The following is a 17,835-nucleotide window of genomic DNA, read 5'->3' as shown; positions in this document are numbered from 1 at the left end:
TCATCGTGCGCTCTCCCGCGCCAGCGTGAAGGGATTGCCGACGAGGCCTTCGATGGTCGCGACACCCGCGTGGAAATTCTGCAACGCCTCCTGCTCGCGCAGCCGCGCCTGGGTCACGCTGGCCTGGGCGTCGAGCACTTCGAGCAGGGTGAAGCGGCCCTGGCCGTAGCCTTGCGAGATCGCCTCGGACGCCTCGACGGCCTTGGGGATCGCAGTCTCGCGCAGCACCGCGAGTTCGCGCAGCGAGCCTTGCAGCGAGTCATAGGCGCGGCCGGCGATCACGATCAGTGCGTTGCGGTTGGCCTCGCGCTCGGCGCGGGTCTTGGCGAGGCTTTCCTGGGCCGAGAGGATGTTGCCCTGGTTCTGGTCGAACACCGGGATCGGCACGGAGACGGTCAGCCGCGCCGCATCATCGCCCGTTTCGTTGAAGTGGCGCCAGCCTGCCGCGATCCGCACGTCCGGATAGGGCCTCAGCCGTGCCAGCAGCAGCTCGGCATTGCGCTGGGCGTAGACCGCGGTCCAGCGCACCAGCTGCGGATTGGCATCGATGGCGGCAATCACCGCCTGGAACGCCGGCGGGCGTCCGGTGGTGTCGAGCCGGCCGGACACCTCGCCGAATTTGGCGGCGGGATCGCCCATCAGCACTGCAAGCTCGCGCCGGGCGCTCGCCAGCGCCGCCTTGAAGCGCTCGCGGTCGGCCTTCACCAGGGCGGAGGCGACCTCGGCGCGGCCCGTCTCGGCCGGCGAGGAAGCGCCGGCCTCGACCCGGCGGCGCAAGAGCGGCGTGAGACGGTCGATGGCGGCAATCTGCTCGTCGAGGATCTGGATGCGCCGCTGCGCGCCGAGCACGCTGAGAAAGGCGATCGCGGTCTCCGACAGCACCTCGAGCCTGATAGCCTTGCGTTGGATCGCGGCGACCTCGACGCCGGCTGCGCCTGCGGCGATCCGCGCCTCGCGCTTGCCGAACAGCTCGAAGGCCTGGCTGATCTGGAGCGTGGTCTCGGCCGAGCGCGTGCCGCGATATCTGCCGGAGCCGAATGAATCGTCCTGTTCGTAGGACAGTTCCGGATTGAGCGGGGCGCCCGCCTGGATGCGCTGGCCGGTGGCGATGCCGACGTCGCGCTCCGCTGCCGTCAGCCGCGGGCTCGCCGCCAGCGCGCGCGACAGCGCGCTCCGCATCGTCAAAGTCTGGGCGTGCGATGGTGCAAGCGCCGATGCTGCAATCAGACACGCTGCCGCGCACGCGAGGCGCGCGGCCATTCCCCTGCGAAACATGAAATCGACCTGTGAAGGATGAAGCTAATGGGCGCGGAGCGCCCGACCAATCCATTCAGGCAAGAGCTCTGGGAGGGGGAGAGTCGGTATCGGGAACAATTCCGGCGAGTCGGGGGGTCCGTTGCGGGCTCGGTGCCGACACGAGCGCGATCGCCGCGGTCGATGGCACCGGCTGTGCCACGGTCAGCGAGAAGCAGCCGTGGCAATGGTGTCCGCCGATGGCCTTGTGGTCGCCATGGCCGCTGGCGCCATCGAGGACCGCGGCGAGCTCCGAGCCGCCGCCGGGCGTGGTGACGTCGATGTCGTTTGCGCCGTGCAGCGCGCCCGCGATCAGATAGAAAGCCGCGATCAGCACGGACAGCAGCCCGCGCCGGGAGCGCGAGCGGCAGGATCCTGAGGGCTGGCGGTTTGCGAGCACGACGTCACTCTGGTTGCGGTCTGTGCTCGGCCTAGCATGGGCGCGGAACCAGTGTCGACCCGCAACATTGTTACGTCCCTGGAACAATTGCCGCAGCAGCGCATGCGCTGCCAGTACCTCTCACTGGCGGACAATGGCGCGCCGAAGTGGCGCCATGGCTTCGATCGTGGAGACCGGAGCCTCGCCGCCATCGTCACCTTCCATGGTGACGGCGGCGTGGCAGCTCGCTTCCATTGCCCGTTCCAGCCACTTGATAGCCTCGTCGATCCATTGGTCGTGGTGCTCGGGATCGGCGAGGGCCTTCTCCCGGAATGCATTCGCCTGATGCAGGCACGCCGTTCTGCGGTCCACGCGCCTCTCCTGATCCGGAGGTCCGCCCTGATCGCATCATTGATGATCCCGGCCCCGGCGTCGTTAACATACGACAGGAGGAGACGCGCCGGCCGCAACGCGGAAAGGCCCCAGCCGGACGAGCCAGCTGAGGCCTGATGTGCTCACAATCTCGATCCTTGGGACTTGGGCAGGTAACCCGCATCTTCCAAGTTCGTTCCATCGGGTCTGTCCAATTAGGAACGTTCCTCATAGCTCGCGATTAGCGATCAGAAGAACTGAGGAGGACGGACAATGGACGGACTGATTTATCTGATCGGCTTGATCGTCGTCATCATGGCGATCCTGTCGTTCTTCGGCCTGCGCTGAGAGCGCGGCAATGACCGTCGAAACTCTCATGCGGGAAGAGGTCATGGAAGGCGGCCTGGCAGGCGAGGCGCCTCGAACTATCCAGTGGAGCTCGGTGTTCGCGGGCGCGCTTGCTGCGAGCGCAATGTCGTTCATCCTGATCGGTTTTGGTGTCGCGGTCGGCCTCGGTGTCAGTTCGGCCTCGCCGACCTGGCGCGATGCATCGGCGGCGCTGGCGCTGCTTTCCGGGCTGTATCTGATCATCCAGGCGATCGTCAGCTTCGGCTTCGGCGGCTACGTCGCCGGCCGAACGACCCGGTCCGAGCCCGCGCTCACAACCATCGAGGATGACGGCGAGCGGCGGGACGGGCTTCACGGGTTGACCGCCTGGGCGCTGGCGGTCCTGGCCGGCGCAGCGCTGCTGGCGCTTCTCGGCGCTGCCGCGATCGACCGTTCGCCGATGCGCAGTTCGGCGAGCAACACCTCGGCGGCCGAGCCCTTGTTGAGCTATGAGCTCGACAAGCTGTTCCGCGCGCCGCGCCGCGCTCCGAACACCGACCTGAGGGAAGCGCGCGCCGAAGCCGGACGCATCCTGATGACCTCGTCCAGCCACAGCGGCGTCAGCACCGATGACCGGGCCTACCTCGTGCAACAGGTCGCCGCCGTCACGGGACTGGCAGCCCCCGATGCCGAGCGGCGGGTTGATGCGCTGATCGCAGACTCGAAGACGGCCATCAACCGCGCGCGACGCAACTCGATCATCGTGGCGTTCTCGGTCGCAGCCGCGACCCTGATCGGCGCCGCGGTGGCCTGGGCTGCAGCCGTCGCCGGCGGCCGGCACCGTGATGGCGCACCGTTGCCGAACTGGATGGCGAGCGCCAACCGCTTCCATCGCAGCCCGCGCGCGATGCCGGTGCCGTAGGCCAATCGGGGGTGGACCTATCTGTCCGCCCCCGCATGTCGCTGAGCGAACTCGGCAACGAGAGCTGTGATCTCCGCCGGGCGCTCCAGGCTGGGAAGATGGGCCGCACCACGCACCTCGCGGCCTTCCGCGCCCGGAATTGCCGCGACGAGATGGCGGCAGCGGTCCTGCACATAGGGCAGATCGAGGTCACCCCATATGATGAGGGTCGGCACCGCGATCTCATGAAGCCGGTTGAAGAAGGGTCTGATGTCGACGTCCGATCCGAACGGTGGGGATCGGAGTGCGATGCCGTTCATATCGAGGAACAGGTCGCGAGCCGGACCGCCGACGCGACCTTCGGCAGCCCGTGGTCCGTCCAGCAAGAGGCGCGCCTTCATCGCGTTCATCCGGTCAAGATCGCCTGACGCTTCGATCTCCTTCGATCGCATCATCAGTGTCTCGATGTCGGCCGGATAGACCGGATCGGGTGCACCCGCGACATTGGGGGCGATCAGAACCAGCGCGCGAACGCGCGAGGGATGCCGGACGGCGGCATCAAGCGCGATCCGCCCGCCGAGAGAGCAGCCGACGAGGATGGCAGGCTCGCCACCTGCGGTCGCCTCCAGCACCGCGAGGAGATCGGCGAGCGCGGAAAAGTCTTCGGGCTCGGCGCGGGTTTCGCCGAACCCGCGTCGGTCATATCCGACCGCCCTGTGCGTGGCGCTCAATTCGTCGAATTGAGCGCGCCACATGCGCCGGTCGCACACATTCGCATGAAGAAAGACAATGGCAGGGCCGTCCCCTGCGACTTCTGTCGCAAGGCTGGCACGGCCGGATGCGACGTAACGCATCGAAGCGCGGTGATTTTTCATTGCAGTCTCGTCGCGCTTCAGGCCTTCTCTTCCCAGATCATCGCCAGATGCACGATGGTCTCCACCGCCTTTTCCATATCCTGCCGGCTGACCCATTCGAGCCGCGAATGAAACGCGTGCTCGCCGGCAAAGATGTTGGGGCAGGGCAGGCCCATGAAGGACAGGCGGGAGCCGTCGGTGCCGCCGCGGATCGCGGTGCGCATCGGGCGCAGGCCGGCACGGCGGATCGCCTCGATGGCGTATTCGAGCACGTGCGGGTGACGGTCGATCACCTGCTTCATGTTACGGTACTGCTCCTTGACCTCGAACGTGTAGCTCGAGCGCGGATAGTCCTTCATCACGTCCTTGACGATGCCCTCGAGCAGCGCCTCCTTTTCCTTCAGCCCTTCCTCGGTGAAGTCGCGGACGATGAAGGAGAGCGTCGCCTGTTCCAGCGCGCCGTCGATGGCGATCGGATGCAGAAAACCCTGCTTGCCTGAGGTGGTCTCGGGCGAGCAGCCCTCCTTCGGCAGACGCTCGACGATGGCGGCGGCGATCTTGATCGCGTGCTCCATCTTGCCCTTGGCGTAGCCGGGATGGGCGCTGACGCCGTTGATGGTGATGGTGGCGCCGTCGGCCGAGAAGGTCTCGTCCTCGACACAGCCGGCGCTCTCGCCGTCCATGGTGTAGCCGAAATCGGCCCCCAGCTTCTTCAGGTCGACATTGTCGACGCCGCGGCCGATCTCCTCGTCCGGCGTGAACAGGATCTTGATGGTGCCGTGCTTCACGTCGGGATTGTTGAGGAAGAAATGCGCGGCATCCATGATCTCGGCAACACCGGCCTTGTTGTCGGCCCCCAATAGCGTGGTGCCGTCGGTGGTGATGATGTCGTTGCCGATCTGGTGCTTCAGCGCCGGATGCTCGTTGATGCGGATCACCTGGCTGGTATCGCCGGGCAGGATGATGTCGCCGCCGCGATAGTTCTTCACGACTTGCGGCTTGACGTCCTTGCCGGTCACGTCGGGCGAGGTGTCCATGTGCGAGCAGAAGCAGATCACCGGCACCTTCTTGTCGGTGTTGGCCGGGATCGTTCCGTAGACGTAGCCGTAATCGTCGAGATGCGCGTCCGCAACGCCCATCGCCTTCAGCTCGGCAGCGAGCACGCGGCCGAGATCCTTCTGCTTCTCGGTCGACGGCGAGTGAGGCGATGCCGGATCGGACTGGGTGTCGATGGTGACGTAGCGCAGGAAGCGCTCGGTCACGGTATGCGAAAAAGAGAGGGAGGACATTTCTGGTCAAACCGCCGAATGTTCGGGAAGCAGGCGGTATATCAGAAAAGCGGGCCGTGAAGCGGCCGGGCCAGACTTAAGTGACATCAAATCGCCTCCTTCAGTTCCTTCACCGGGCGGAACGCGACCTTCCTGCTGGCCTTGATGTGGATCGCTTCGCCGGTGGAAGGATTGCGGCCGGTGCGGGCGGCGCGCTTGCGGACCTGGAGGATGCCAAGGCCGACGATGCGGACCCGGTCGCCCTTCTTGAGGTGCTTGGCGATCAAATCGACCATGTCGGTCAGGACGGCCTCGGCATGCTTTTTGGAGACATCCTGGCGCTCGGCAATGTCCGCGGCGAGGTGCTTGAGCGTGATGGTGGCGGGCGCGGCTGCCTTCTTCGCCGAATCCTTCTTAGCCGGATCCTTCTTAGCCATGTCTGGCCTCCTCATCGTCCAATGACAGGGAGTCCCGAAAAAAGCCGAGAATGAGTGGGTCCCTCTAAGCCCTTCTAGGCGTAGACGATTCGGACGCGGGCTGACTATGCCGAGAGTTCCCGGCGGCCGCCTGAAATTGCGCGCAGAGCCGCGAAAAGCGTCGAGAAGTTCGGGCTAAGATGATGAGGAGATTGCCAAAAATGGCGCGAGAGACGGGGCTCGAACCCGCGACCTCCGGCGTGACAGGCCGGCGCTCTAACCAACTGAGCTACTCCCGCGTGGTTCGCTGAACGCGCGCGGAACGAGGGGGGACTTAAAGGGGGGACATGGTGAAGTCAAGGACGTTGCGCTTCCCCAGGGCGTCCCCGCTAAGCATTGCTCTGGAAAACGAAAAAGGCCGCCCGGCGGCGGCCAATCGTCAGCCCAAAAGGGCAGGTCTCAGCGAATCTCGGACGTGCCGGCGCTGGTCACCACCACCGGCTTGCCGGCCTTGATGACGTGGGTGGACTGGGCAGTCTGGCTGTAATCGGCATGGGTGCGGGCCGCGATCCCGAAGCCGGCCACGGCAATGCCGGCCACCAGCGCCACCACCACGATCTTCAGGTGGGTCGCACGATCAGCAGAATGAATTGAATGGTTCATCTGAGCCTCCCGACGGGCTTTGCCGCCGTCTATGGGCTCATCTTCTAAGGGCCATCTGTTTCCGGATGGTTTCGCGGGTTCCGCAAAATGGTTTCATCAGCCGCTTGGTGGGTCCGGGGTGGGGAGGCGGCCGCCCTTCCCAAGCCTGGCATGTCCATCCGGAGTGGGGACGCTCCGGAGGCGGCGGAAGCTAAGCTCATCTCAAACGGCCAAAGTGTTGCAGTGCTTCTAAGAGCCTTTCTAAGAAGCTTTCAATTAGGGAAATCGCGCGCCCTCACCTAAGCGTCACCACAAGCGCATGCCGTTCCGGGACAGGCGGCATGACGCATCGAACATGCATCTTTGGGGTGGCGCGTTGAACAGTCTTGGAATGCTGCGGTCGGCCATGTTGGCGACCGCATCCGCTTGGGTCTTGATGCCTCAGGCATCGCTTGCACAATCTTCCGCGCAGAGTGGCGCGCAAAATCTGCCCTCGGTGACCGTCACCGCGCCGGAAGCACGGAGACGTGCTGCCGCGGCCCCACAGCGCCGCCCGGCGCAATCGTCGGTGCAGACCGCCGAGCGAAACAAGCCGCAGCCGCGGCGCGAGGTGGGCTTCGTCGAGACGCCGCGCGGTCCGGTGAACGGCTACGTCGCCGGCCGCAGCTCGTCGGGCACCAAGACCAACACGCCGATCATGGAGACGCCGCAGGCGATCTCGGTGGTCGGTGCGGAACAGATTCGCGACCAGAAGCCGAACAAGCTCGACGAAGTCCTGCGCTACACCGCCGGCGTGCGGGCAGGGACCTTCGGTGCGGATACCCGCAACGATTGGTGGCTGATCCGCGGCTTCAAGTCCGACGACATCGGACTGTTCCTCGACGGCATGCAGCTGTTCTACACGTCGTATGCGAGCTGGCGTCTGCCGCCGTCCAACATGGAACGCGTCGAGGTGCTGCGCGGTCCGTCCGCGGTGCTCTATGGCGGCTCGAGCCTGAGCGGCATCGTCAACGTCATCAGCAAGATGCCGCCTGCAGAGCCGATCCGCTACATCGAGACCGGCGTCAACAACTTCGGCAACGCCTATGTCGGCTTCGATTTCGGCGGGCCGGTCGCGACGCAGCCCCAGGACGGAAAGCTGTTCTACCGAGTCGTCGGCGAGGTCAGGAACGGTGGCACACAGGTCGACTTTACGCCTGACAACAACTACTTCATCGCACCGTCATTCACCTGGAAGCCTGATGCCGACACGACTTTCACAGTGCTCGCATCGGCGTCGAAGACGGACACCCGCGGCATCAACTTCCTGCCCTACCAAGGCACGGTGACCAACGCGCCGTTCGGCAAGATTCCAACCAGCTTTTTCGTCGGCGATCCCAGTGTCGACAAGTTCACGCGCGAGCAGGAGATGCTCGGCTATCAGTTCGAGCGCAATCTCACTGACGATGTGACGTTCCGGCAGAACGCCCGGTTTGCGCATATCGACCTGACTTATCGCGGTTACATCGGCAACGGTTGGGATAACATCAATACGGCGACGATGGGGCGATATAACTGGTACGCGAAGAATACCGCCAACCAGGCCAATCTCGACAACCAGCTGGAGTATCGCTTCAACACCGGGCCGGTGCGACACACCATGCTGTTCGGGGTCGACCTGAAAGGCTATCAGATCGACGACTATCAGAACTTCAATTTCGGCACCGTCCCTTCGATCAATGTCTTCAATCCTGTCTACGGCATCAACATCCCGCTGACGGGCGCACCGTTCCGCAACTTCCTGATCACCCAGAAGCAGGCGGGCACCTACCTTCAGGATCAGATGAAGCTCGGCAACTTCACGCTGGTGCTGAGCGGCCGCAACGACTGGGTCGAGACGTCCCAGGACGCGCGCGACACCGGGGCCGCGATCGCCAGCCGCAACGACAGCAAGTTCAGCGGGCGGGCCGGGCTGATCTACAATTTCGACAACGGCATCGCGCCCTATATTTCCTACGCGACCAGCTACAATCCGGTCATCGGCCTGAACGCCAGCAATCAGCTTTTCCTGCCGGAGACCGGGCAGCAGACCGAGATCGGCGTAAAGGTCGCGCCGAAGGGGTTCGACGGCTACTTCACGGCTTCGGTGTTCGACCTGAAGCGTCAGAACGTGGCTACGACCGCAGGCACGCCGATCTTGCTGAACCAGACTGGCGAGGTGACCTCTCGCGGCATCGAGCTCGAAGCGGTTGCCAATGCCACGAAGGAACTGAAGCTGATCGGCGCCTTCACTGCCTACCACCTCTTCAACAGCAGGGATCTCGATCCGTCGCTGGTGGGCAAGACGCCGACCAACACGCCTCAGCTTCTGGTCTCGGGGTGGGCGGATTACACCTTCAAGGATGGTCCGCTCGAAGGTTTTGGTTTCGGCGGCGGCGTACGTTACGTCGGCTCCTCCTGGGCTGACCCCGCCAACACGCTCGAAGTTCCCGCGGTGGTCCTTGGCGATCTCGCCCTTCATTACGAATGGCAGAACTGGCGCACGGCACTGAACGTGATCAACGTAACCGACAAGATCTACGTCGCGAGCTGTTCGTTCCCGACGTCCTGCTTCTACGGCGACCGTCGGCGCGTCACCGCCAGCGTCTCCTACAAATGGTGAGGACAGGCGAGGGCAGGGCCGGAAGGCTCCGAGGCTCGGAGCAATTGATCGTGATGTTCGTTCGACCGCGCCTGGACGACCGCTGATCCGCCGTCACGATGAGCTCGCGGGCCATGCCCCCCGGCCCGAAGCTCATCCGAGCGCGGCGCGCGCGACCAGCAAGTCGCCGCCGCCGCGCTCGCGGCCGGCTTGGAGCCCATTGCGGGCACATTCGCCGGACGAGCCCCGGTCCCGTGATGGCGCATGGCTCGTCTGATTGCTCAGAGCTGTGGACAGGTCTTTCCTGCACCTGAGGCGGCGGCACCGGCATTGGTCTCCTGCCCGCAGCGGCTTGGAGGGAGACCGGCCAACTATCTCGCCGCGACAACGGGGGGAAGTTACCGCTGCGGCGGTGATCGCCGGGGCCGGGTGCGCAGCTGCGTCAAAACCCGAGCATTTTGGACGGTCAGCGGGCAGCAAATAGCTGGCGCGGCCCGAGCGCCGCAATCTCCGAACGGCTGACCTGCGAGGCCGTGGCGGCCCTTGCTGGCCATGGCGATCTGCTCCATACCAGCCGCGGGGTGATTCCGGGATTTTCACTGCTCTGGGGGCGGCAAAGGGCCTGAAAACAGCGTGTCTTGCGCCCATTGGTGCACTGCGCTAAGGCTCAGAATAATTCCAAATCGGACGAATCCGCGGCTGTCCCGAGGCTGCGGGAAAAAGGGCTCGCCAATGAGCGGCATTCTGCAGAACTATCTTCCACTCGTCGTCTTTATAGGGGTCGCGGGCCTCATCGGCCTCGTGCTGCTGATCGCGCCCTTCATCGTGGCGTTCCAGCAGCCTGACCCCGAAAAGCTGTCGGCCTACGAGTGCGGTTTCAACGCCTTCGACGATGCCCGCATGAAGTTCGACGTCCGCTTCTATCTGGTCGCCATCCTCTTCATCATCTTCGACCTCGAGGTGGCGTTTCTGTTTCCCTGGGCGGTGGCGTTCGGCAAACTTGGCGCGACCGGCTTCTGGTCCATGGTGGTGTTCCTCGCCGTGCTGACGGTCGGGTTCGCCTATGAATGGAAGAAGGGAGCTCTGGAATGGGATTGAACCCTGCATCGTCCACGGGTCCGGTCGTCGCGCCGGCCGCCAAGGGCATTCTGGACCCGTCGACCGGCAAGCCGGTCGGGGCCAATGATCCGTTCTTCCTCGAGGTCAATTCCGAGCTGTCCGACAAGGGCTTCTTCGTCGCCGCGACCGACGACCTCATCACCTGGGCGCGCACCGGCTCCTTGATGTGGATGACCTTCGGTCTCGCCTGCTGCGCGGTCGAGATGATGCAGGTCTCGATGCCGCGCTACGACGTCGAGCGCTTCGGCTTCGCCCCGCGTGCCTCGCCGCGCCAGTCCGACGTGATGATCGTCGCGGGAACCCTGACCAACAAGATGGCGCCCGCGCTGCGCAAGGTCTACGACCAGATGCCCGAGCCCCGCTACGTCATCTCGATGGGCTCCTGCGCCAATGGCGGCGGCTATTATCACTATTCCTACTCGGTCGTGCGCGGCTGCGACCGCATCGTGCCGATCGACATCTACGTGCCGGGCTGCCCGCCCACGGCGGAAGCGCTGCTCTACGGCGTGCTGCTGCTGCAGAAGAAGATCCGGCGCACCGGCACCATCGAACGCTAAGGTTTTACGTCATGGACGACGCCAAGCTCGACGCCCTGGGGCAGACGATCGTTAGCGCGCTTCCGGGCGCCGCGACCGGTCACTCGGTGGCCCTCAACCAGCTCACCGTGGACGTCGAGGCCGCCAGGATCGTCGAGGTGGTCAAGTACCTCCGCGATGACCCCAACTGCCGTTTCGTCAACATCACCGACATCACGGCGGTGGACTACCCGGATCGCGAGAAGCGCTTCGACGTGATCTATCATTTCCTGTCGCCGACCCTGAACGCGCGCATCCGGCTCAAGGCGCAAGCCGACGAAACCACGCAGGTGCCGTCGCTGATCGACGTCTTCCCTGGCGCGGACTGGTTCGAGCGCGAGGCCTACGACCTCTACGGCGTGTTCTTCGTCGGCCATCCCGACATGCGCCGCATCCTCACGGATTACGGCTTCGAGGGTCATCCGCTGCGCAAGGATTTCCCGCTCACCGGCTTCGTCGAGGTTCGCTACGACGACCAGGAGAAGCGGGTGGTGTACGAGCCGGTCCGGCTCAACCAGGAATTCCGCAAGTTCGATTTCCTCTCGCCATGGGAAGGCGCGGACTATCCGCTTCCCGGTGACGAGAAGGCGAAGCAGTGAGTAGCGAGCGGCGTCATGAATGAACAAAGCGAAAGCCTTCGCAACTTCACGATCAATTTCGGACCGCAGCATCCGGCGGCGCACGGCGTGCTCCGTCTCGTGCTGGAGCTCGACGGCGAAGTGGTCGAGCGCGTCGATCCGCATATCGGCCTGCTTCATCGCGGCACCGAGAAGCTGATCGAGCAGAAGACCTATCTGCAGGCGATCCCTTATTTCGACCGGCTCGACTACGTCGCGCCGATGAACCAGGAGCATGCCTTTTGCCTCGCCGCCGAAAAGCTGCTCGGCATCGAGGTGCCGCGCCGCGGCCAGCTGATCCGCGTGCTCTATTGCGAGATCGGCCGCATCCTGTCGCATCTGCTCAACGTCACCACGCAGGCGATGGACGTCGGCGCGCTGACCCCGCCGCTGTGGGGCTTCGAAGAGCGCGAGAAGCTGATGGTGTTCTACGAGCGCGCCTCGGGCAGCCGCATGCACGCGGCTTTCTTCCGCGTCGGCGGCGTGCACCAGGACCTGCCGCAGAAGCTGGTCGACGACATCGAGGCCTGGTGCGATCCGTTCCTCAAAGTGGTCGACGATCTCGACCGTCTGCTCACCGCCAACCGCATCTTCAAGCAGCGCAACGTCGACATTGGCGTGGTGCCGCTGAAGGAAGCGTGGGAGTGGGGTTTTTCGGGCGTCATGGTGCGCGGCTCGGGCGCGGCCTGGGATCTGCGCAAGTCGCAGCCCTATGAATGCTACGCCGAGATGGATTTCGACATTCCGATCGGCAAGAACGGCGACTGCTACGACCGCTATCTGATCCGCATGGAAGAGATGCGCCAGTCCGTGCGTATCATGAAGCAGTGCATCCAGAAACTGAACGCGCCCGACGGCAAGGGCCCCGTCGTCGTCGCCGACAACAAAGTCGCACCGCCGCGTCGCGGCGAGATGAAGCGCTCGATGGAAGCCTTGATCCACCACTTCAAGCTCTACACCGAAGGCGTTCACGTGCCGGCCGGCGAGGTCTATGCCGCGGTCGAGGCGCCCAAGGGCGAGTTCGGCGTCTATCTCGTCGCCGACGGCACCAACAAGCCCTACAAGTGCAAGATCCGCGCGCCGGGCTTTGCGCATCTGCAGGCCATGGATCACATCTGCCGCGGCCATCTGCTGGCCGACGTCTCGGCGATCCTCGGCTCGCTCGACATCGTGTTCGGAGAGGTCGATCGGTGATGGCGCAGGCGCCAATCCAGTTTGACCGTGCCTCGGGGGCCCTTGAAGGGGCCAACCTGTGGGAGCGGACGGCTGCCTTGGCGCTGGTGACGGGATCGAAGATCTCCTCGCACTTCTCGCATATGGGCTACATCGCCTGCGCGAATTTGCTGCGCAAGACGCTGCCCGAGCGCAACATCGCGATCAGGCTCAATCCGGACGCGGTGTTCGAGTTCCCCTACGGCGACGGCTATTGGAGCAAGCTGCTCAACCGCTCCTACATTTACGAGGACGAGCTCGAGCTCTTGTTCGCCAACTCCATCGACGTCGACTACACGCTGCTCGATTGCGGCGCCAATTACGGCTATTGGTCGGTGCTGGTGTCGAGCAAGCCGTTCGGCGCGCACAAGGCGATCGCGATCGAGCCGTCGGGCCAGAATTACCCGAAGCTCGCCAACAATGCCCGCATCAACGGCAACCGCTTCGAGACCATGAAATGCGCCATCGGCGCGGCGCGCGGCACCGCGCGTCTGTCGGGCACCAAGCACGAGGCCTTCAGCATCGCCGGCGATCAGTCGGCGGGCGGCGAGGAGGTGCCGGTGATCGCGCTCGACAATTTGATCGAGGACGGCAAGGTCGCGGCCACCGGCAAGTACCTGATCAAGCTCGACGTCGAGGGCGTCGAGATCGAGGCGATCAAGGGCGGGGCACGACTGCTGCAGGCCGACAGCGTCATCATGTGCGAGGAGCACGGCAGCGACCGCTCGCACGCCGTGTCGCGCTTCATCCTCGAACAGACCCCGCTGAAGCTGATCGTGTTCGATCCGCGCAGCAACCGCATGGAAACCGTGACCGAGCTGTCGATCCTCGACCGCATCAAGGTCTCGACCCACGTCGGCTACAACGTTTTCGGCACCGCAAGCGCATTCTGGCAGGACAGGATCGAAGCCCTCAACGCCAAGAACCTGAATGCCAAAAATCTGAATGCCAAAAATCTGAACGCCAAGTCCGCGCGCCGCATGCAGTGAGAGATTGAGCTATGTCCGTTCGCCGATTAGCACCGAAGGAAGTCCAGCCCGCGAGCTTTGCGTTCACGGAGGAGAACCTCGCATTCGCTCGGCAGCAGATCGCGAAGTATCCGGCCGGACGTCAGGCCTCCGCGGTCATCGCCATCCTCTGGCGCGCGCAGGAGCAGAACGAGGGATGGGTGTCGGAAGCCGCGATCCGCGTTATCGCCGACATGCTCGACATGCCCTATATCCGCGTGCTGGAAGTCGCGACCTTCTACACCATGTTCCAGCTCGCCCCTGTGGGCAAGAAGGCTCACATCCAGGTCTGCGGCACCACGCCGTGCCGGCTGCGCGGCGCCGAGGATCTGATCCACGTCTGCGAGCACCGCATCCACCACGAGCCCTTCCATCTCTCCAAGGACGGCAATTTCAGCTGGGAAGAGGTGGAGTGCCTGGGCGCCTGCGTGAACGCGCCGATGGTGCTGATCGGCAAGGACACCTATGAGGACCTGACCAAGGAAAGCTTCGGCAAGGTGCTCGACGGCTTCGCTTCGGGCAACCCGCCCAAGCCCGGTCCGCAGAACGGCCGCCAGTTCTCGGCGCCGATCACCGGGCCGACCACGCTGAAGGAGACCACCTGATGCGTGATCTCTCGCAGCCTTCGGTGCAGGGGAGCGGTGCCATGAAGAAGTGGGGCTTCATCGCGGTGCACGCCACCGTTGCGGCCGTCTTCATCTTCCTGCTGCAGCGCTTCAGCCTGAACGCGTCGCTGGAATCCAGTCTGCTCTGGGCGCTGACCTTCGCCGTCTGCGCCGCCGGACTTGCCTACAAGCAGTCCAATCGTTGATCGGAAAGCACTGATATGCTCGAGGACAAGGACCGCATCTTCAAGAACCTCTACGGCCTCCACGATTGGGGGCTCGAGGGTGCGCGGCGCCGCGGCGCCTGGGACGGCACCAAGAACATCATCGACAAGGGCCGCGACTGGATCATCAACGAGATGAAGGCGTCGGGTCTGCGCGGCCGCGGCGGCGCCGGCTTTCCGACCGGTCTGAAGTGGTCCTTCATGCCGAAGGAATCGACCGACGGCCGGCCGAGCTATCTCGTCGTCAACGCCGACGAGTCCGAGCCCGGCACCTGCAAGGACCGCGAGATCATGCGGCATGATCCGCATCTGTTGGTCGAGGGCTGCCTGATCGCGAGCTTCGCGATGAACGCGCATGCCTGCTATATCTATGTCCGCGGCGAGTTCATCCGCGAGCGCGAGCGCCTCCAGGCCGCGATCGACCAGGCCTACGAGGCCAAGCTGATCGGCAAGGACAACGTCAACGGCTGGCCGTTCGACCTCTACGTCGCCCACGGCGCCGGCGCGTATATCTGCGGCGAGGAAACTGCGCTGCTCGAGAGCCTCGAAGGCAAGAAGGGCCAGCCGCGCCTGAAGCCGCCGTTCCCGGCCAATGTCGGCCTGTTCGGCTGCCCGACCACCGTCAACAACGTCGAGTCGATCGCCGTTGCGCCGGACATCCTGCGCCGCGGCGCGGCCTGGTTCGCCGGCATCGGCCGTCCGAACAATGTCGGCACCAAGCTCTTCTGCATCTCCGGCCATGTCGAGCGGCCCTGCAACGTCGAGGAGGCCATGGGCATCCCGTTCCGCGAGCTGATCGACAAGCATTGCGGCGGCATCCGCGGCGGCTGGGACAACCTCAAGGCCGTGATCCCCGGCGGCTCGTCGGTCCGCATGGTGCCGGCCGAGCAGATCATCGACACGCCGATGGATTTCGACTCCCTGAGCAAGCTGCGCTCGGGCCTCGGCACCGCGGCCGTGATCGTGATGGACAAGTCGACCGACCTGATCCGCGCCATCGCCCGCATCTCCTACTTCTACAAGCATGAGAGCTGCGGCCAGTGCACGCCGTGCCGCGAGGGCACGGGCTGGATGTGGCGCGTGCTCACCCGCATGGCCGAAGGCCGCGCCCACAAGCGCGAAATCGACATGCTGCTGGAGGTGACGAAGCAGGTCGAAGGCCACACCATCTGCGCGCTCGGCGACGCCGCGGCCTGGCCGATCCAGGGCCTGATCACGCACTTCCGTCACGAGATCGAAGCGCGCATCGACCAGTATTCGCACAAGGCCGATGTCGACGACATCGGCGTCCGCGATCCCGTGAACATGGTCGCGGCGGAGTAAGAGACATGACCAAGCTCATCATCGACGGCAAAGAGATCGATGTCCCCGCCGAGTACACGCTGCTTCAGGCGTGCGAGGCGGCCGGCGCCGAGATTCCGCGCTTCTGCTATCACGAGCGGCTGTCGATCGCCGGCAATTGCCGGATGTGCCTCGTCGAGGTGAAGGGCGGCCCGAAGCCGGTCGCCAGCTGCGCCTGGGGCGTGCGCGACTGCCGTCCGGGCCCCAAGGGCGAGCCGCCGGAGATCTCCACGCGTTCGCCGATGGTGAAGAAGGCGCGCGAAGGCGTGATGGAATTCCTTCTGATCAACCATCCCTTGGACTGCCCGATCTGCGACCAGGGCGGCGAGTGCGACCTTCAGGACCAGGCGATGGGCTATGGTGTCGACACCAGCCGTTTCGCCGAGAACAAGCGCGCGGTCGAGGACAAATATCTCGGCGCGCTGGTCAAGACCTCGATGAACCGCTGCATCCAGTGCACGCGCTGCGTCCGCTTCTCGGCGGAAGTCGCCGGCGCGCCCGAGATGGGCGCCACCGGCCGCGGCGAGGACATGGAGATCACGACCTATCTCGAGCACGCCCTGACGTCGGAACTACAGGGCAACCTCGTCGACATCTGCCCGGTCGGCGCGCTGACCTCGAAGCCCTATGCGTTCGCGGCGCGCCCGTGGGAGCTTGGCAAGACCCAGTCGATCGACGTCATGGACGGCGTCGGCTCCGCGATCCGCGTCGACACCCGCGGCCGTGAGGTGATGCGCATCCTGCCGCGCATCAACGAGGCCGTGAACGAGGAGTGGATCTCGGACAAGACCCGGCACGTCGTCGACGGCCTGCGGACCCAACGTCTCGACCGGCCCTATATCCGCGAGGCGGGCAAGCTGCGCGCGGCAAGCTGGACCGAGGCCTTTGCCGCGATCGCCGCCAAGGCGGCGCGCACTGACGGCAAGCGCATCGGCGCGATCGCCGGCGATCTTGCCGGCGTCGAGGAAATGTTCGCGCTGAAGGACCTGCTCGCCAAGTACGGCTCGGGCAATCTGGCGGTGCAGGGCGGCGACGCCTTCGATCCCGCGCTCGGCCGCGGCTCCTACATCTTCAACCCGACGCTTGCAGGCGTCGAGCAGGCCGATGCGCTGCTCATCATCGGTGCGAACCCGCGCAAGGAGGCGGCCGTGTTCAACGCCCGCATCCGCAAGCGCTGGCGCGCCGGCGGCTTCAAGGTCGGCGTGATCGGCGCCAAGGCCGACCTGACCTATGATTACGATCATCTCGGCGCGGGCACCGAGACGCTGGGTGAGCTCGCGGCCGGCAAGCACTCCTTCATGGACGCGCTGAAGAACGCCAAGCACCCGATCATCCTGGTCGGTGCGGGCGCGGCCGCCCGTCACGACGGCGCCGCCATTCTCGCAGCTAGCGCCAAGCTCGCGCTCGATGTCGGCGCGGTCAAGGACGGCTGGAACGGCTTCGGCGTGCTGCACGAGACCGCCTCGCGCGTCGGCGCGCTCGACATCGGCTTCGCCGCAACCAGCGGCGGCCTGAATGCGGCACAGATGACGACCTTCGGCACGCTCGACTTGCTGTTCCTGCTCGGGGCCGACGAGATCAAGGCGCCGGATGGCACCTTCGTGGTCTATATCGGTACCCATGGTGATCGCGGTGCGCACCGCGCCGACGTCATCCTGCCGGCGGCCGCCTACACCGAGAAGTCCGCGATCTACGTCAACACCGAGGGCCGCGTGCAGATGACCGGCCGCGCCGCGTTCCCGCCGGGCGAAGCCCGCGAGGACTGGGCGATCATCCGCGCGCTGTCGGAAGCGCTCGGCAAGAAGCTCGGCTATGACTCGCTTGCTGCTCTGCGCCAGGCGGTGTTCAAGGCCGTGCCGCATCTGATCCGTCTCGACCAGATCGAGGCCGGCTCCGCCGACCAGGTCAAGAAGCTGGCGGGGAAGGGCGGCGCGCCCGAGAAGGCGCCGTTCAAGCCCCTGGTCGAGGACTTCTATTTGACCAACCCAATCGCGCGTGCGTCCGCCGTGATGGCGGAATGCTCGCGCCTCGCCTCCGGGCGCATGCTGACCGCAGCAGAGTGA

18 protein-coding genes and 1 tRNA gene are annotated in these 17,835 nt (G+C 64.9%); 11 read left to right on the top strand and 8 right to left on the bottom strand.

What is annotated here, in order from left to right:
• The 3 genes from ihpA to N2604_RS24795 form a co-directional block, all read right to left on the bottom strand.
• Positions 1-1,275, bottom strand: coding sequence for a divalent metal ion exporter subunit IhpA (gene ihpA / locus N2604_RS24805; protein WP_260370790.1), 1,275 nt, complete (start codon positions 1,273-1,275; stop codon positions 1-3).
• A gap of 55 nt (positions 1,276-1,330) precedes the next feature.
• Positions 1,331-1,693 carry a hypothetical protein gene (locus N2604_RS24800; RefSeq protein WP_260370789.1) on the bottom strand — a complete coding sequence of 121 codons (363 nt, stop codon included), beginning with the start codon at positions 1,691-1,693 and terminating at the stop codon, positions 1,331-1,333.
• Positions 1,694-1,813: 120 nt separating this feature from the next.
• A complete protein-coding gene (locus N2604_RS24795) occupies positions 1,814-2,044 on the bottom strand; it encodes a hypothetical protein (protein WP_260370788.1) in 231 nt (76 codons plus the stop codon).
• Between the two features lie 358 nt (positions 2,045-2,402).
• Here N2604_RS24795 and N2604_RS24790 point away from each other — a divergent pair, with 358 nt between their 5' ends.
• Positions 2,403-3,293: a hypothetical protein gene (locus N2604_RS24790; protein ID WP_260370787.1), complete on the top strand. Its 891-nt coding sequence runs from the start codon at positions 2,403-2,405 to the stop codon at positions 3,291-3,293.
• A 17-nt stretch (positions 3,294-3,310) separates the two neighbouring features.
• Here the strand turns inward: N2604_RS24790 and N2604_RS24785 are convergent, their stop codons facing one another.
• The 5 genes from N2604_RS24785 to N2604_RS24765 all read right to left on the bottom strand — a co-directional run bounded on the left by N2604_RS24785 (position 3,311) and on the right by N2604_RS24765 (position 6,473).
• The gene (locus N2604_RS24785; protein ID WP_260370786.1) at positions 3,311-4,027 is read right to left on the bottom strand and encodes an alpha/beta fold hydrolase; all 717 of its coding nucleotides are present in this window, start codon (positions 4,025-4,027) and stop codon (positions 3,311-3,313) included.
• Positions 4,028-4,164: 137 nt separating this feature from the next.
• Positions 4,165-5,415, bottom strand: coding sequence for a peptidase T (gene pepT / locus N2604_RS24780; RefSeq protein ID WP_260370785.1), 1,251 nt, complete (start codon positions 5,413-5,415; stop codon positions 4,165-4,167).
• Positions 5,416-5,501: 86 nt separating this feature from the next.
• On the bottom strand, positions 5,502-5,831 hold the full coding sequence (locus N2604_RS24775; protein WP_260370784.1) for an HU family DNA-binding protein: 330 nt from the start codon (positions 5,829-5,831) through the stop codon (positions 5,502-5,504).
• A 201-nt stretch (positions 5,832-6,032) separates the two neighbouring features.
• Positions 6,033-6,109, bottom strand: a tRNA-Asp gene (locus tag N2604_RS24770).
• 160 nt (positions 6,110-6,269) lie between these two features.
• Complete coding sequence (locus tag N2604_RS24765) at positions 6,270-6,473, bottom strand: hypothetical protein (RefSeq protein WP_260370783.1); 204 nt, start codon at positions 6,471-6,473, stop codon at positions 6,270-6,272.
• A 370-nt stretch (positions 6,474-6,843) separates the two neighbouring features.
• Here N2604_RS24765 and N2604_RS24760 point away from each other — a divergent pair, with 370 nt between their 5' ends.
• The 10 genes from N2604_RS24760 (at position 6,844) to nuoG (ending at position 17,835) form a co-directional block, all read left to right on the top strand.
• Positions 6,844-9,093, top strand: a complete 2,250-nt coding sequence (locus tag N2604_RS24760) for a TonB-dependent siderophore receptor (protein ID WP_260370782.1) — start codon at positions 6,844-6,846, stop codon at positions 9,091-9,093.
• Between the two features lie 711 nt (positions 9,094-9,804).
• Positions 9,805-10,170: an NADH-quinone oxidoreductase subunit A gene (locus tag N2604_RS24755; protein WP_008136158.1), complete on the top strand. Its 366-nt coding sequence runs from the start codon at positions 9,805-9,807 to the stop codon at positions 10,168-10,170.
• Positions 10,161-10,748, top strand: coding sequence for an NADH-quinone oxidoreductase subunit B family protein (locus tag N2604_RS24750; RefSeq protein ID WP_260370781.1), 588 nt, complete (start codon positions 10,161-10,163; stop codon positions 10,746-10,748). Before N2604_RS24755 ends, N2604_RS24750 begins: the two co-directional genes overlap by 10 nt.
• A gap of 11 nt (positions 10,749-10,759) precedes the next feature.
• On the top strand, positions 10,760-11,365 hold the full coding sequence (locus tag N2604_RS24745) for an NADH-quinone oxidoreductase subunit C (RefSeq protein WP_260370780.1): 606 nt from the start codon (positions 10,760-10,762) through the stop codon (positions 11,363-11,365).
• Positions 11,366-11,380: 15 nt separating this feature from the next.
• Complete coding sequence (locus tag N2604_RS24740; protein WP_260370779.1) at positions 11,381-12,577, top strand: NADH-quinone oxidoreductase subunit D; 1,197 nt, start codon at positions 11,381-11,383, stop codon at positions 12,575-12,577.
• Positions 12,577-13,584: an FkbM family methyltransferase gene (locus tag N2604_RS24735; protein WP_260370778.1), complete on the top strand. Its 1,008-nt coding sequence runs from the start codon at positions 12,577-12,579 to the stop codon at positions 13,582-13,584. The genes N2604_RS24740 and N2604_RS24735 overlap by 1 nt, the downstream gene beginning before the upstream one ends.
• An 11-nt stretch (positions 13,585-13,595) precedes the next feature.
• Positions 13,596-14,207: an NADH-quinone oxidoreductase subunit NuoE gene (gene nuoE / locus N2604_RS24730; RefSeq protein WP_197959302.1), complete on the top strand. Its 612-nt coding sequence runs from the start codon at positions 13,596-13,598 to the stop codon at positions 14,205-14,207.
• Complete coding sequence (locus tag N2604_RS24725) at positions 14,207-14,413, top strand: hypothetical protein (RefSeq protein ID WP_260370777.1); 207 nt, start codon at positions 14,207-14,209, stop codon at positions 14,411-14,413. Before nuoE ends, N2604_RS24725 begins: the two co-directional genes overlap by 1 nt.
• 15 nt (positions 14,414-14,428) lie before the next feature.
• Positions 14,429-15,754 (top strand): NADH-quinone oxidoreductase subunit NuoF, encoded by a 1,326-nt coding sequence (gene nuoF, locus N2604_RS24720; RefSeq protein ID WP_183238902.1) that lies wholly within the window; start codon positions 14,429-14,431, stop codon positions 15,752-15,754.
• Positions 15,755-15,759: 5 nt separating this feature from the next.
• Positions 15,760-17,835, top strand: a complete 2,076-nt coding sequence (gene nuoG / locus N2604_RS24715) for an NADH-quinone oxidoreductase subunit NuoG (RefSeq protein ID WP_260370776.1) — start codon at positions 15,760-15,762, stop codon at positions 17,833-17,835.

It is taken from the genome of Bradyrhizobium sp. CB1015 (genome assembly GCF_025200925.1).
Classification (GTDB): domain Bacteria; phylum Pseudomonadota; class Alphaproteobacteria; order Rhizobiales; family Xanthobacteraceae; genus Bradyrhizobium.
The sequence above is the reverse complement of the archived record's forward strand: the minus strand, read 5'-3'. Positions and strand labels throughout refer to the sequence as shown.

Coding starts and splice junctions, on each gene's coding strand:
- N2604_RS24725 (WP_260370777.1), top strand. CDS start 14,207: ATGCGTGATCTCTCGCAGCCTTCGGTGCAGGGGAGCGGTGCCATGAAG.
- N2604_RS24735 (WP_260370778.1), top strand. CDS start 12,577: ATGGCGCAGGCGCCAATCCAGTTTGACCGTGCCTCGGGGGCCCTTGAA.
- nuoG (WP_260370776.1), top strand. CDS start 15,760: ATGACCAAGCTCATCATCGACGGCAAAGAGATCGATGTCCCCGCCGAG.
- N2604_RS24775 (WP_260370784.1), bottom strand. CDS start 5,831: ATGGCTAAGAAGGATCCGGCTAAGAAGGATTCGGCGAAGAAGGCAGCC.
- N2604_RS24755 (WP_008136158.1), top strand. CDS start 9,805: ATGAGCGGCATTCTGCAGAACTATCTTCCACTCGTCGTCTTTATAGGG.
- N2604_RS24760 (WP_260370782.1), top strand. CDS start 6,844: ATGCTGCGGTCGGCCATGTTGGCGACCGCATCCGCTTGGGTCTTGATG.
- N2604_RS24785 (WP_260370786.1), bottom strand. CDS start 4,027: ATGTGGCGCGCTCAATTCGACGAATTGAGCGCCACGCACAGGGCGGTC.
- N2604_RS24790 (WP_260370787.1), top strand. CDS start 2,403: ATGACCGTCGAAACTCTCATGCGGGAAGAGGTCATGGAAGGCGGCCTG.
- N2604_RS24740 (WP_260370779.1), top strand. CDS start 11,381: ATGAATGAACAAAGCGAAAGCCTTCGCAACTTCACGATCAATTTCGGA.
- N2604_RS24750 (WP_260370781.1), top strand. CDS start 10,161: ATGGGATTGAACCCTGCATCGTCCACGGGTCCGGTCGTCGCGCCGGCC.
- ihpA (WP_260370790.1), bottom strand. CDS start 1,275: ATGTTTCGCAGGGGAATGGCCGCGCGCCTCGCGTGCGCGGCAGCGTGT.
- N2604_RS24765 (WP_260370783.1), bottom strand. CDS start 6,473: ATGAACCATTCAATTCATTCTGCTGATCGTGCGACCCACCTGAAGATC.
- nuoF (WP_183238902.1), top strand. CDS start 14,429: ATGCTCGAGGACAAGGACCGCATCTTCAAGAACCTCTACGGCCTCCAC.
- nuoE (WP_197959302.1), top strand. CDS start 13,596: ATGTCCGTTCGCCGATTAGCACCGAAGGAAGTCCAGCCCGCGAGCTTT.
- N2604_RS24745 (WP_260370780.1), top strand. CDS start 10,760: ATGGACGACGCCAAGCTCGACGCCCTGGGGCAGACGATCGTTAGCGCG.
- pepT (WP_260370785.1), bottom strand. CDS start 5,415: ATGTCCTCCCTCTCTTTTTCGCATACCGTGACCGAGCGCTTCCTGCGC.